Genomic DNA, 13,201 nt, shown 5'->3' with positions numbered 1-13,201 from the left:
GCGGGTAGATCCCGGAGGTAAGGATCTGCGCAATAGCTTGCTGTTGCAGCGGTTTCCCGGGAAAGCCTATCAGTCGCGGGCGCCTTTGGCGCTCGTTTCATGTTTACGGGTAACAAGGCCCTTCCGGGGGACATAGTCATGAAGATCAAGAACTCGCTTAAAGCGCTTATGACCCGCCACCGTGAGAACCGCATGGTTCGCCGTAAGGGCCGCGTCTACATCATCAACAAGAAGAACCCGCGCTTCAAGGCTCGCCAGGGCTAAGCAGGGGAAGGGCTTCGTGCTCTTCAACTCTTGATGAGAATCCGATTCCGGATTGACCGCTGCAACCGGCAAGGCATACTTGCCGGTATGCGGTTTTTTGTGTTTCTTCTTTTCCTGTTCGCTTTGCCGGCTGGCGTTTTCGCTCAGCCCGTGCCTGAACTCGACCCTGACTCAGAGGCTCCGTCGATCGAGGATCTCGATCCGATGCTGCAGCACCCGGATGAGAATCCATCCCAGTCTGGTCAGGAGCAGGGGAAAAGCGATGCTCCCGGGAGTGATGGCCGGGAGCCGGGTCTGAACGATCTTTATTCCCAGCTGGCGGAAGCCCCGGACGATACGTCTGCAGCGCGGATTGCGCGCCGTATTCAGATTACCTGGCTCGAATCCGGCAGTGCGACCGTCGATCTTCTGATGAGCCGCTCTGCTCAGGCTCTCAAGTCCTCAGACTATGGTCTTGCGCTTGATCTCCTTGATGTGGTTGTGACCCTTGCGCCTGACTATGCGGAGGGCTGGAACCGGAGAGCTACGGTTTATTATCTGCAGGAAGACTTTGGCCGGTCGCTGGTGGATATCGAGCGCACATTGGCTCTTGAGCCCCGCCATTGGGGCGCCCTTTCCGGACTTGCCATGATCCAGCGCCGGTTGGGAGAAAAGGACCGGGCCTTGGCAACTTTCCATCAGATTCTGAAGATCCATCCAGGCCTCTCCAACGCCCGCGACGCCGTTGAAGCTCTGGAAAAGGGATCTGAAGGCGAAGGGATTTGATCGGTTTGACCGGTTCGAGCGTAGTCATCCTTGACGGGAAGATGTTTCCCGCTGAGAGATGATTATGATCTACTTCCTTGGCATCGTGCTTCTGATCCTGCCGGTACTTTCGGTCTATACGGAATACCGCGTGACAAGAATTGAAGCGGATCTTCCGGCGGATGGGCAATTTGTTGTCGCCGACGGGGTTCCGATCCACTTTCACAGACTGAAGCCTGACCGGGACCTGTCCGGGCAGCCCTCCCTGGTGTTCATTCATGGGGCCAGCGGCAATGCCTATGATCAGCTGGAAGCCTTCCGGGGGGCGCTCGCTGGCCGCTACGATCTGATCTTTGTCGACAGGCCCGGTCTTGGTCATTCAGGCCGGAGCAGCGATGCGCAGTCAGGTCCTTCCGGGCAGGCGAGGCTGATCGGCAAGGCACTGGACGCGATGGGCGTCACGCAGGCTGTTGTGCTTGGACATTCCCTCGGCGCTTCCGTAACGGCTGCGCTGGCCCTTGAGCGGCCAGATCTGGTCGATGGGCTGGTGTTCATTGCTCCCGCGACTCATCCCTGGCCCGGCGGAGTGACCTGGTACTACAACGTCGCGTCCCTTCCTGTGATCGGACGGATCTTTTGCGCCACTCTTACTCTGCCGATTGCAGAGCGTGTTGCTCCCGCAGCCATTCTCGGCGTCTTTGCGCCAGAAGAAGCGCCGGCGGATTATGACGAGATGATCCGTCTGCCGCTTTTGTTCCGGCCTGACAGCTTCCGGGCCAACGCGATGGATGTGGCAGGTCTGAAAGAGCACGTGGCGCAGCTATCGCAGCGCTACAGCGAGATAGGCGTGCCAGCTGTGGTGATTACGGGTGACAAGGACACAATCGTCTGGCCTAGCATTCACAGCGATGGCCTGGTCAGGGATCTGCCGCAGGCGCGCCTGGTGACCCTTCCAGGTGCAGGTCACATGCCGCATCACACGCGCACGCAAGACGTGGTGCGGGAAATCGAGTGGGTGATGGACCGGGCCTGGGCGCCAAAATCCGCATTGCCGCAGCCGCAAACAGCTGAAATGCTTGCGGACAAATAAAAACGGCGGCCTTGGGCCGCCGCTGTCATCTCAGGGTCGAAAAGCGGTCAAGCCGGGCCGTTCATGCCCAGGGCCTGGAGATAGAGATCCAGGATCGCTTCTTCTTCCTCACGCTCGTGCGGCTGCTTCTTGCGCAGGGACACGACCTTGCGGAGGATCTTGACGTCAAAACCGTTGCCCTTGGCTTCGGCATAGACGTCCTTGATGTCATCGGAGATGACCTTCTTTTCTTCCTCGAGACGCTCGATGCGCTCGACAAAAGCCCGCAGCTGATCGCCTGCCACCGCATTCGAATCGACTGTCATGGGTGCTTCTCCTTCTCGCTTGTATCTTCATTCAAAATGATGCTGGAAGGTCCGGCTCCGGCCGCGGGGCGAAGCACCCGGTTGGCGCCAGACGTGGGGCTCTGCCGTGCCAGAGTTGCCCCCTCAGGTCAAGCGGATTGACCTGATAGAGCACTCAATGACTGGGCTTGTTCACCTCGAAGGCGGCCTTTTGCTCCGGGGTGGCTTCTGACTGGTATTTTGCCTTCCAGTCGGCATAGGGCATCCCGTAAACCAATTCACGAGCGCTTTCCTTGTCGAGGTCGAGGCCACGTTCGTCCGCCGCATCCTTGTACCAGTTGGAAAGACAGTTCCGGCAGAAGCCCGCGAGATTCATCAGATCGATGTTCTGCACATCGGTACGGCCTTGCAGGTGGGACACAAGACGCCGGAAAACGGCTGCCTCAAGTTCTGTTCTGGTCTTCTCGTCCATGTCGTTTCTCCCTCGGTCCTAAGCGGCAATGACCGGTGCCGTGTCGCAGCGCGATGGCCCCTTGCGGATCTCCCTGAGACTTGTCTGTCCTGGAAGGTCCGCGAGGATCGGTAGCAGCCGTTCTGTCCATTCTGTAACACCGGCCTCATCCGAGATGAGATCCTGCCGGACTTCGATCAGGGCGTGAGCAAGCCCGCGCATGGTTCCATGCTGGTACATCGTGTCATTTTTGAGAGCACCATCGTAGGGCTCGTTGTCCCCGACGACGATGCCATCTTGAGCGCCGAGACGCTCCAGAATGGGGCGAACCGCGCGGTCATCCATGTCCCACAGAATACCGGCATGCCAGGGGCGCGGCACGCCCCGCCAGACCGGCGTGTAGCTGTGCATGGAAATGATTACGGGAGGAGGCGCAGTTTCCAGCATCTTGTCGAGGGTCGAGGCAATCAGCTCGTGATAGGGGCGGTGGAACAGCTCAATGCGTTTCTGGCGTTCGGAAGCGTCAACCCCGGCGTTGCCCGGCACCACTGCGCCATCTGACAGGCGCATGACGATCGTCGGGTCGTCCTCGCCCCGGTTCGGATCAATCAGGAGCCGCGAATAGGTGGTCATCAGCGCTGGCGCGTTCAGGCGCCCGGCAAGCGCCAGCGTCAGGGCTTTCGCGCCGATGTCATAACCAATGTGGCGCTGAAACTGCGCAGCAGGCAGGCCAAGATCGCCATAGGCTGGGGGCAGGGCGTTGGACGCATGATCGCACAGAAGAAGAATGCCGCAGGACAGATCTCCGGCGATGGTTTCCGTCGGTCCGAACTCAGCTTGAGCCGTAGGTGAAGCTTGGGTCATGGTCTGTTACTTGAAGAGCTGCTCAGGATTGCGGGAGCGCGAAAATCGGAAGTGACGGGTTCCCTGTCTCGCGGTAGATTTAGCCCAACCCGCCCGCGGAACCAAGCCTTCCGGATATGAGACCAAATGACTGCTGACGTGCAGAGGGCCGGTGCTGCTGCCGGTTCCAATCAAACGGCAATCGCCTTTGCCGCCCTTCTGGCGGGAGCCGTTGCCATGGGGATCTCGCCCGTCTTTGTCCGGCTTGCGGATGTCGGTCCATTTGCCAGCGCCTTCTGGCGGGTTGCAGCAGCTTTGCCGCTGCTATGTGTCTGGGCGCGGATGGAACAGCCCGGACGGAGCATTCTGTCGGGATGGTCCTGGCCGGTGATTATTTCCGGAGCGCTCTTCGCGGGCGATCTGTTTTTCTGGCATCTGGCGATCTTGAACACCACCATCGCCAACGCGACCTTTCTGGCGACACTTGCTCCCGTCTGGGTGCTGCTTGGCTCAAGTTTGATCCTGCGGGAAAAGGTGACGAAACCCATGTGGGCCGGTCTCGCGGCCTGTCTTCTTGGTGCGGCCGGCCTGGTTGGTGCCAGCCTGGGGCTTGATACAGCCCGGCTGGTTGGAGACGGTTTCGGCCTCGCGACCTCGTTCTTCTTCGGAGCGTATATTCTGGCTACGCGCTACGTCCGCCGTACGCTGGGACCGGGTGGCTTGATGTTCCGCTCGTCGCTGGTGACGGCTGCGATATTGGCTGTCGTGGCGCTGGTGCTTGAGCCTCGTATTCTGCCGCAGACGCTGCAGGGAACCGTTGCGCTCGCGGTTATTGCGCTCATCTCTCATGCAGCAGGTCAGGGACTGCTGGCCTTTTCACTTGGACGGTTGACGGCTGGCTTTTCAGCTCTGGTGATCTTTCTAGAGGCTGTCACCGCAGCGGCTGTGGCTTGGGCATTTCTGGGGGAAGAATTGTCCTGGCTGCAGTTCTTGGGCGGCTTCCTGATCCTGGCAGGTGTCTGGTTCGCCCGGCCCAGGCGTGACCGGCCACTGCCCGCCGTATAGGTGGAGGCGGTTTGCTTATGTCTCCGGCGCGCAGGAAAAATGACAGCTGACGGACCGAATCAAAGAGCGCGTCCGGCCTTGTGTCCTCCGCGGAAGAGGTGTCCGAAGCTTTGACCTCGCAGGCGGGTCAATACCGGGAAGTGCCGGTGGATAAGCCAGCGGGGTCTCTGGCTCTGAAAATAGTTTCATCACCCATGGCATAACGCTGCGACTGCGGTCATGTTCCCGCCTCATTTCTGGTGCGAAACGGCAGCGCATGCTTCAAAGGGACTGGTCTGGACCGGAGATTTCAGGCGCAAGTCATACTTATGGCTAGTGCGGAGAGGTTATCGCCGTTGACATCCCAGGCACGTGCTAGCAAAAAGCTAATGGAAACCATAAGAAAGCGCGAGACGAACAGCTGCTCATGAGACAGGTCGGGGAACGATGCCAAGCCGGGCTCCCATCCGGACGGAGTTCTGTTGCCAAGGCAGCGTTGCTGCTGGGCATGTTCTTGCTGTTTTTCCCGGCCACGGTGGAAATGGCCAAAGCTGACCTGCGTCTTTGCAACAAGACTGAAAGCAAGGTCGGTGTTGCCATTGGCTACAAGGACAAGACCGACTGGATCACTGAAGGCTGGTGGAATCTGGAGTCCAACTCCTGTGAAACGCTTGTTCCCGGCGCGCTGGTGTCACGGTATTATTACATATATGCCATTGATTATGACCAGTCTGGCGAATGGGGTGGCCGCGCCTTCATGTGTACGCGTGAAAAAGAATTCACGATCCGTGGCATTGAGGACTGCGTGGCGCGTGGTTTCGAACGAACCGGATTTTTTGAAATCGACACGGGCGAGCAGAGTAGCTGGACGGTCCAGCTGACGGAGCCCGTGCAAGAGGGGACAGGTGGGCAATGAGGCGTAACCGGCGAGTCAAAATTCTAGCAACTCTCGGACCCTCCTCCTCGGAACAAGAGATCATTGAAAAGCTGTATCGTGCAGGTGCGGATGTCTTCCGTATCAACATGAGCCATACCGATCATGATCGCCTCAAGATGCTCGTTCAGCGCATCCGTTCTGTTGAGGAAATGGTAGGCCGGCCAATCGGCATTCTGGCGGATTTGCAGGGACCGAAGCTGCGGCTCGGAACGTTCAAGGACGGTCCGGTCATGTTGGAGAACGGGGCAAAGTTCACCCTGGATTCCGACAAGACGGAAGGGGACGTTACCCGCGTTCACCTTCCGCATCCTGAAATTCTCAAGGCGCTTGAGCCTGGTCACCGTCTGCTTCTGGACGATGGCAAGGTGCAGCTGAAGGTCATCGAATGCACGGCTGATTCAGCCGTGACGGAAGTGATCGTTGGCGGCAAGATGTCCAACCGCAAGGGCGTCAGCGTTCCGGACTCCGAAATCGCCACCAGCGCGATGACCGAGAAGGATCACAAGGATCTGGTTGCTGCTCTTGAGCAGGACGTCGACTGGATTGCCCTTTCCTTTGTGCAGCGCCCGGATGACATTGCGGAAGTCCGCAAGATCGTGCGCGGCCGTGCAGGTGTTCTGGCCAAGATCGAGAAACCACAGGCCATTGGCCGTCTGGCCGAGATCATTGAACTCTCCGACGCCATCATGGTCGCCCGTGGCGACCTTGGTGTGGAAATGCCGCTGGAGCAAGTTCCGGGTCTGCAGAAGCAGATTACCCGTGCTTGCCGCCGTGCAGGCAAGCCGGTGGTCATCGCGACCCAGATGCTGGAGTCCATGATCACTGCTCCGGTTCCGACCCGCGCTGAAGTGTCGGACGTGGCGACCGCCGTGTTTGAAGGCGCAGATGCCGTCATGCTGTCGGCAGAATCGGCAGCTGGCGAATACCCGATCGAGGCAGTGTCCACCATGGACAAGATCGCGATCCAGGTTGAGCAGGATCCGAACTACCAAAACATCATCCACGCACAGCGGACCGAGCCGGAAGCGACCGGCGCGGATGCGATTTCTGCAGCTGCCCGTCAGATTGCCGAAACGCTGAAGCTGGCGGCGGTCGTTTGCTACACGACTTCCGGTGCAACCGGTCTCCGTGCTGCGCGCGAGCGTCCGAACTCTCCGCTGATCGTTCTGTCACCGGTGGTTAACACCGCCCGCCGTCTGGCGCTTGCCTGGGGCCTTCACTGCGTGGTCAGCGTCGATGCTGCCAATGAAGACGACATGGTCGATCGCGCGTGTTCGATCTCCTTCACCGAAGGCTTTGCAAAGCCGGGTCAGCGGGTGATCGTGACAGCTGGTGTTCCGTTCGGAACGCCGGGCTCGACCAATATGCTGCGGATTGCCTTCGTAGGCTCCGACGGCAAGGGCAGCATCTGACATCTCAATCGGTTTAGATGATGCCAAGACAATCGAAAGGCCGCCTCTACAGGGCGGCCTTTTTGTTGATGCGCTCCAGAGACCGGAAGCTTTCCGAAGTGCAGGTGCGAACCGTCTTCATGCTTTCCTGGGCGGTCCGGAGCAAAGCCCTTCGGGGGCATGAAAAAGGCCGCCCTGTTGAGGCGGCCTTTTCCTTTGCCGGTTGCCCGGCGGTATCATTTCTCTTTTGCCTTACCGGGCAAAGGTGACCGGCAGTACGATGACGGCAGGCCCATCGAAGCGGTCGGTGCGCAGAGCTCCATAGGGGAACTTGCCAAATCCGCCCGCCACAAAGCGGTTGCCCGGTTCAAGGAATGTGCCGAGAACCCGCTGACGGGGGTGGCTGAGAGACGCGAAGGTCTGGTTCCGCATGGTGCCATCGCTTGAAAGCAGCATCGGTGCGGACTTGTCCGGAAGACCTGCGAAGCCTGCGAGAGGATCCTTGATTTCCTTGACCGGGATCCGGCCTGACACCGAGCGGGTCAATTCACCCTTACCCGGCTTGTGAGCCTTGGCGGCAACAACAGGTTTCTTTGCGCTCGCAGCCACGGCGGCCGGTGTCAAAGTCGCCGATGCATAGGCCAGGGTTTCCGGAGCAAGGCCATTGTTGGCCCGGTTGACGGTCGGCTTACCGGTGGCTGCCAGAATTGCGGCAACCGGATCGTTGGCCGGCGCGCTTGCCGGAACGGGAATGTTCCCCGAGATGGTCGCCTGAGCTGCCGCCCGCTGGGTGGCCGCGAGAAGCTTACCGCCTGGTTTCTGGCCGGGGACTGCGTCAGCAACGTTGAAACGGGTGCCGGAGGCTGCTTCCTGGACGGGAGTGGGCAGCTCACCCCGTTCCATGCGGACACGCTGCGAATCAAGCGTGTTGGGAGCAAATGCGACCTGCACCGGTGCCGGACGTGCAAGAGCAGGCTTGGCGGAGGGAAGCACGCTGGCGATCGCGATCGCTGCGGGCACGTCTGTCGGCGCGACCGGAGCTTCCGGTGACGGGGCTGCTTCCGGCTCGGCCTTGTCCTTCAGCACAGGAACGGGAGGTGCAACGATCGCAGGCGCTTCTGCGGTTGCAGGTGAGGAGATATCGCCGGAATTACGAACGCCGGGGACGGCACCAGGAGGCACAATGCTGCCACCGGAGCGGACAGCTGCCACACGGGCGTTTTCCTGAGCCGGGGTGTTCTTGCCGGAGCCGAACAAGGAGGCCAGGAAGCTCGGCTGATCTTCGGTTTCCTCATCCTCTCCACCGCCGGTATCGGCACCTGGACGGATCACGCTGCCAGAATTGCTGAGGCTCTGACCGCGGGTGCTGTTGCGTGCGGGAGCGGGAGAATCAGAGGCGCTGGCCAGCAACGTGCCGGAGGACCGGCCACCGGCCTTGTGACGTCCTGCTTTTTCGTCGGCAAGGGCGAGCTGATACCCAGCCAGAGGTTTTCCATCCGTCGGCACGTGCAGGGTGCGGCCGTCAGGGAAGACCTTTGCCAGCTGGCTGCGGGTCATACGCGGCCAGTGGCGAACGCTGCCGGTGTCCATATGCACGAACGGGGAGCCGGAGGTCGGATAGTAGCCGACGCCGCCAACCTGTTTGCGCAGGCCTGTCGCGCGGAGCGTGGCGAGGTTCACACCTGGAATGAAAAAGTCCATGGCTTTGCCGCGCATATGCTGGCTGTTCTTGGCAACACCCTTGGACCGGGAGCGCAGCATGCCATTGGTTGCCGGAGACCGGTAGCTGGACACCACATGGATCGGGCTCTTCGCACCGACCTGCTGATAGACTTCCCACACCAGATCCAGAAGTTCCGGATCAATGGTGGTCATCTCGTTGCGGCGCCAGTCACGCAGAAAACGGTTCGCGTCACGCAAACCCGAGGGAATGTATTTCCCGTTCTTCTTGAACGTGATGTCCACCCGCTCCTTGGTGTGAGCGTTGAAAAGGTGAAGCGTTCTCGTTTCAGCGCGAACTGCTGCAGAAAGGGAAAAGGTCAGCGCTGCCAGAAGGCACACGAATGCCGCCGCACGCTGAAATCCCCTTACGGCGTCATGTCCAAACAACCGTTTACGCAAATTACCGTCTCGCCGTTATTGATGGCTCATGGCCTGTCGGTGCTCCCCAGCAGGAAACACCAATAGCCCGCCCCGGTTAAGAACCTTTTACCCTGTTTCTAATTCAGCCAAAAACGTGGCGAAAATGCAACGGCACCTGAGAAAACATTGAATCATGATGAAAAACAAAATGCGGACCACATTGGGTCCGCATTTCTGTGTAGACGGCGAGAACGGAAATGTTCCGGTTTCCGGCGGAAATGCCAGAAAAATCAGGCGGCTGCATCCTTGCCGATGTGCTCTTCCAGGCCATACTCCTTCAGCTTGCGGTAAAGGGTCGACCGGCCGATGCCGAGACGTTTTGCCACTTCGGTCATGCGTCCGGAGTAATGATTGATTGCGGCCCGAATGATTTCCTCTTCAACATCCACAAGTTTTCTTATGTGTCCCTCGTTGTCGAGGTTTCTCATGAAGCCGAAGGGCGCTGAGAGTTCGAAGCCGCTGGGAGCTGCTGTCTGGGGCTGAGGGGAGGAATATCTTTTCGGTTCCGGCGCATGGGGCGCGTGCGTCTGGGCTGGTTCTGCGCCGGGTTCAACCCGCCGGCTTTCATAGTGTCGGGCAGTGGACGGAGCCGGGGCATCCACGGCAGAGGCAACCTGCGGGAAATCGTCGACAGTCAGGCTCGGGCCGTCGCACAGCACCACGGCCCGGAAGACCGTGTTCTCAAGCTGGCGGATATTGCCCGGCCAGTGATAGGCCTGAAGCAGGGCCATGGCATCGGGCGTAACGCCGGAGACCTGAGGCTTGCCTTCTTCTGCCGCGAAGCGGGCGAGGAAGTGCCTGGTGAGACTGGGAATGTCCTCCAGACGGTCGCGCAGCGGCGGGATCCAGATCGGGAAGACATTCAGCCGGTAATAGAGATCCTCGCGGAAGACGCCTTCCTTCACCTGATCGATCAGCCTGCGGTTCGTGGCCGAGATCAGACGGAAATCAACCTTGACCGGACGCCGGGCACCAATCGGGTCGATCTCGCCTTCCTGTAGGGCGCGCAGAAGCTTCACCTGCACATCGGACGGAAGCTCGCCGACCTCATCGAGAAAGAGTGTGCCGCCATGGGCTTCCTGGAACTTGCCTATGTGCTTGTCGACAGCTCCCGTGAACGCGCCCTTCTCGTGGCCGAACAGGATGGATTCGACCAGATTTTCCGGGATCGCACCGCAGTTCACGGTCACGAGCGGCTTTGACCGCCGTTCGCTCGAGCCCTGAATGGCGCTTGCGATCATTTCCTTGCCGACGCCGCTCTCACCTTCGATCAGGATTGGAATATTGGACGAGGCTGCACGCTTGCCGAGATTGATGACCCGTTCCATGGCAGGAGAATGGGTGATGATGTCGGCAAAGGTCAGCGTGCCGGAGGCCTGCTTGCGGAACCTTGTGATTTCATCTGCCAGGGCAGAGGTCTTCAGAAGGTTCCGGATCGAGACATTCAACCGTTCTGGGCCGACTGGCTTGACGACGAAGTCCTGGGCGCCCGCGTTCATGGCCGAAACCACCGCGTCAATGCCGCCGTGAGCGGTCTGGACGATAACTGGCGTGCTGACTTTCTGGGCGCGCATTTGCGTCAGGGCGCCGATGCCGTCGAGTTCCGGCATCACGATGTCCAGAACAACCAGGTCAATGTCCGCGCCTTCCGGGCCGGTCATGATCTTCACGGCTTCTGCGCCGTTCTCGGCCAGTTTCGCGCGGTATCCGAACCGGGTCACGGCTTCCTGCAGCAGGCGGCGCTGGATCGGATCGTCATCGACTATCAGAATTTTGCCGCTGGTGGATTCCATGGTCTCGCTTTCCGGGAGGTTCTTGATTGTGTCAATCCTGACCATCCTGGTTGTAGACCGGTAAATAAATCGTCCAAGCCGGGTGAAAAAATGCACCTTGTTTTGATTGCGGTGGATAGCTTCCGCAGCCTATTGATTGGAAATATGCCGGATTCTTCCATTTAGGATCCGCGAGTTCAGATATTTGACCCAGATCCGGAGGGATTAAGATGCTTCAGGAACCGTTCTTGCGCTCCGCAGCCGCAGGCTCCAGCGCAAAGGCACTGGGCGCGCTGCCTGAATGGGATCTCACGGATCTCTATCCGGCAATGGATTCGCCGCAGGTCGCCAGCGATCTGAACGAAGGGCAGGAGCGTGCCCGGACGTTTGAGGTATCCTACAAAGGGCGTCTTGCGGATCTAGCGGCAAACAATGTGACGGCCCTTGTAACGGCGATCCGCGCTTATGAAGCGCTTGAGGATCTGCTGGGCAGGGTAATTTCTTTTGCCGGTCTCGTTTATGCGGGCAACACCACCGACCCCAAGGCTCAGAAATTTTATGGTGATGTGCAGGAGCAGATCACGTCGATCAGCTCCCATCTGCTTTTCTTCACACTTGAGCTGAACCGTGTCGATGACAAGGTGATGGATACGGCCCTGGCGGATCCGGGGCTGGCTCACTACCGGCCATGGGTTGAAGATCTGCGTAAGGAAAAGCCGTTTCAGCTTGAAGACCGGGTGGAGCAGCTGTTCCACGAAAAGTCGGTGACGGGACGGGGGGCGTGGAACCGCCTCTTTGATGAGACCATGGCCTCACTGTCCTTCGATGTGAACGGTCAGGAACTGCCTATCGAGCCGACCTTGAACTTTCTTCAGGACGAGGATCCCGAAAAGCGCGAAGCGGCCGCCAAGGCGCTGACCAAGACGTTTTCGGAGAACCTCCGGGTCTTTACACTGATCACCAACACGCTGGCCAAGGACAAGGAAATCTCCGACCGCTGGCGCAAATTTACGGACATTGCCGATAGCCGGCATCTGGCCAACCGGGTGGAACGTGAGGTGGTGGATGCGATGGTCTCCGCCGTGCGCGACGCCTATCCGCGCCTCTCGCACCGCTACTATGCAATGAAGGCCAAGTGGCTGGGCGTGGATCAGCTGAATTCCTGGGACCGGAATGCACCGCTGCCGAAGACGGATAACCGGATCATCTCCTGGGAAGAGGCGCGCAAGACCGTGCTGGATGCCTATGGCCGGTTTTCTCCGGACATGGCTGAAATTGCGGGCCGGTTCTTCGAGCGCAACTGGATCGACGCGCCTGCCCGTGCCGGCAAGGCTCCGGGCGCCTTCGCTCATCCGACGGTTCCTAGCGCTCATCCCTATGTGCTGGTCAACTATCAGGGCAAGACACGGGACGTGATGACGCTGGCTCATGAATTGGGCCATGGGGTGCATCAGGTTCTTGCCGGGCACAATGGGCCGCTCATGGCGCCGACGCCTTTGACGCTGGCTGAGACAGCAAGTGTCTTTGGCGAGATGCTGACCTTCCAGTCCCTTTTGGAGCAGGCGGCGACGCCCGAGACGCGCAAGATCCTCCTCGCCAGTAAGGCGGAGGACATGATCAACACGGTCGTGCGCCAGATCGCCTTCTACACGTTCGAACGCAAGCTCCACACAGAACGCCGGAACGGCGAACTGACATCGGACCGGATCGGTGAATTGTGGCTTGAGGTCCAGAACGAAAGCCTTGGGCCCGCGATCAAACTCAATCCGGGATACGAGACCTTCTGGACCTATATCCCTCACTTCATCCATTCGCCGTTTTACGTCTATGCCTATGCGTTCGGCGACTGTCTGGTGAACTCGCTCTATGCGGTCTATCAGGACGCGGAAACCGGCTTTCAGGAGAAGTATTTCGATCTGCTCAAGGCAGGAGGCACCAAGCATCACTCCGAGCTGCTTGCGCCCTTTGGTCTGGATGCAAGCGACCCGGCTTTCTGGAAGAAGGGCCTGTCGGTGATCGAAGGCATCATCGACGAGCTGGAAGCGAAGGACGACTGATATCTGGCAGTTCGAGATCAATGAGAAACCCCGCGCAGCCATGCAGCGCGGGGTTTCAGACTGCTGACAAACCCGTCGTTTTCGGCGGGTTTGTTTTTTTGCAGTTCAGGTTTTCAGGTGTCCAAGTTTTGGGATCTTTGAGAGATAGCCCGTTTCGTCTCATGCTGGGGCTTGTTTCGGTG

Annotated in this window: 12 protein-coding genes; 7 read left to right on the top strand and 5 right to left on the bottom strand. The window is 59.3% G+C overall.

The window, feature by feature from the left end; translation table 11 throughout:
- The first annotated feature begins 138 nt into the window (after window positions 1-138).
- The 3 genes from ykgO to IG616_RS19775 all read left to right on the top strand — a co-directional run bounded on the left by ykgO (window position 139) and on the right by IG616_RS19775 (window position 2,098).
- Window positions 139-264: a type B 50S ribosomal protein L36 gene (gene ykgO / locus IG616_RS19785; protein WP_008196524.1), complete on the top strand. Its 126-nt coding sequence runs from the start codon at window positions 139-141 to the stop codon at window positions 262-264.
- Window positions 265-363: 99 nt separating this feature from the next.
- Window positions 364-1,029, top strand: a complete 666-nt coding sequence (locus IG616_RS19780; RefSeq protein WP_209007832.1) for a tetratricopeptide repeat protein — start codon at window positions 364-366, stop codon at window positions 1,027-1,029.
- 64 nt (window positions 1,030-1,093) lie between these two features.
- Complete coding sequence (locus tag IG616_RS19775; RefSeq protein ID WP_192150125.1) at window positions 1,094-2,098, top strand: alpha/beta fold hydrolase; 1,005 nt, start codon at window positions 1,094-1,096, stop codon at window positions 2,096-2,098.
- A 47-nt stretch (window positions 2,099-2,145) separates the two neighbouring features.
- On the opposite strand, the gene IG616_RS19770 is transcribed toward IG616_RS19775, so the two are convergent.
- From IG616_RS19770 to IG616_RS19760, 3 genes are all read right to left on the bottom strand, one after another.
- Window positions 2,146-2,403 carry a DUF2312 domain-containing protein gene (locus IG616_RS19770; protein ID WP_192150123.1) on the bottom strand — a complete coding sequence of 86 codons (258 nt, stop codon included), beginning with the start codon at window positions 2,401-2,403 and terminating at the stop codon, window positions 2,146-2,148.
- A gap of 154 nt (window positions 2,404-2,557) precedes the next feature.
- Window positions 2,558-2,854 (bottom strand): DUF1244 domain-containing protein, encoded by a 297-nt coding sequence (locus IG616_RS19765; protein ID WP_192150121.1) that lies wholly within the window; start codon window positions 2,852-2,854, stop codon window positions 2,558-2,560.
- An 18-nt stretch (window positions 2,855-2,872) separates the two neighbouring features.
- Window positions 2,873-3,697: an N-formylglutamate amidohydrolase gene (locus IG616_RS19760; RefSeq protein ID WP_192150119.1), complete on the bottom strand. Its 825-nt coding sequence runs from the start codon at window positions 3,695-3,697 to the stop codon at window positions 2,873-2,875.
- A 126-nt stretch (window positions 3,698-3,823) separates the two neighbouring features.
- On the opposite strand from IG616_RS19760, the gene IG616_RS19755 reads away from it, so the two are divergent.
- The 3 genes from IG616_RS19755 (at window position 3,824) to pyk (ending at window position 7,069) form a co-directional block, all read left to right on the top strand.
- On the top strand, window positions 3,824-4,741 hold the full coding sequence (locus IG616_RS19755) for an EamA family transporter (RefSeq protein ID WP_192150117.1): 918 nt from the start codon (window positions 3,824-3,826) through the stop codon (window positions 4,739-4,741).
- Window positions 4,742-5,228: 487 nt separating this feature from the next.
- Window positions 5,229-5,636, top strand: coding sequence for a DUF1036 domain-containing protein (locus tag IG616_RS19750; RefSeq protein WP_192150115.1), 408 nt, complete (start codon window positions 5,229-5,231; stop codon window positions 5,634-5,636).
- Window positions 5,633-7,069 (top strand): pyruvate kinase, encoded by a 1,437-nt coding sequence (gene pyk / locus IG616_RS19745; RefSeq protein WP_192150114.1) that lies wholly within the window; start codon window positions 5,633-5,635, stop codon window positions 7,067-7,069. Before IG616_RS19750 ends, pyk begins: the two co-directional genes overlap by 4 nt.
- 231 nt (window positions 7,070-7,300) lie before the next feature.
- Here pyk and IG616_RS19740 read toward each other — a convergent pair whose 3' ends face one another.
- Window positions 7,301-9,109: a peptidoglycan L,D-endopeptidase MepK gene (locus tag IG616_RS19740; RefSeq protein WP_343072405.1), complete on the bottom strand. Its 1,809-nt coding sequence runs from the start codon at window positions 9,107-9,109 to the stop codon at window positions 7,301-7,303.
- A 311-nt stretch (window positions 9,110-9,420) separates the two neighbouring features.
- Complete coding sequence (locus IG616_RS19735; RefSeq protein ID WP_192150110.1) at window positions 9,421-10,983, bottom strand: sigma-54-dependent transcriptional regulator; 1,563 nt, start codon at window positions 10,981-10,983, stop codon at window positions 9,421-9,423.
- Window positions 10,984-11,192: 209 nt separating this feature from the next.
- On the opposite strand from IG616_RS19735, the gene IG616_RS19730 reads away from it, so the two are divergent.
- Window positions 11,193-13,019, top strand: coding sequence for a M3 family oligoendopeptidase (locus IG616_RS19730; RefSeq protein WP_192150108.1), 1,827 nt, complete (start codon window positions 11,193-11,195; stop codon window positions 13,017-13,019).
- The last annotated feature ends 182 nt before the right edge of the window (window positions 13,020-13,201 follow it).

Origin of the sequence: Roseibium litorale, from assembly GCF_014842915.1 — a bacterium.
Classification (GTDB): Bacteria; Pseudomonadota; Alphaproteobacteria; order Rhizobiales; family Stappiaceae; genus Roseibium; species Roseibium litorale.
This window is presented reverse-complemented; position numbering and strand designations above follow the sequence as displayed.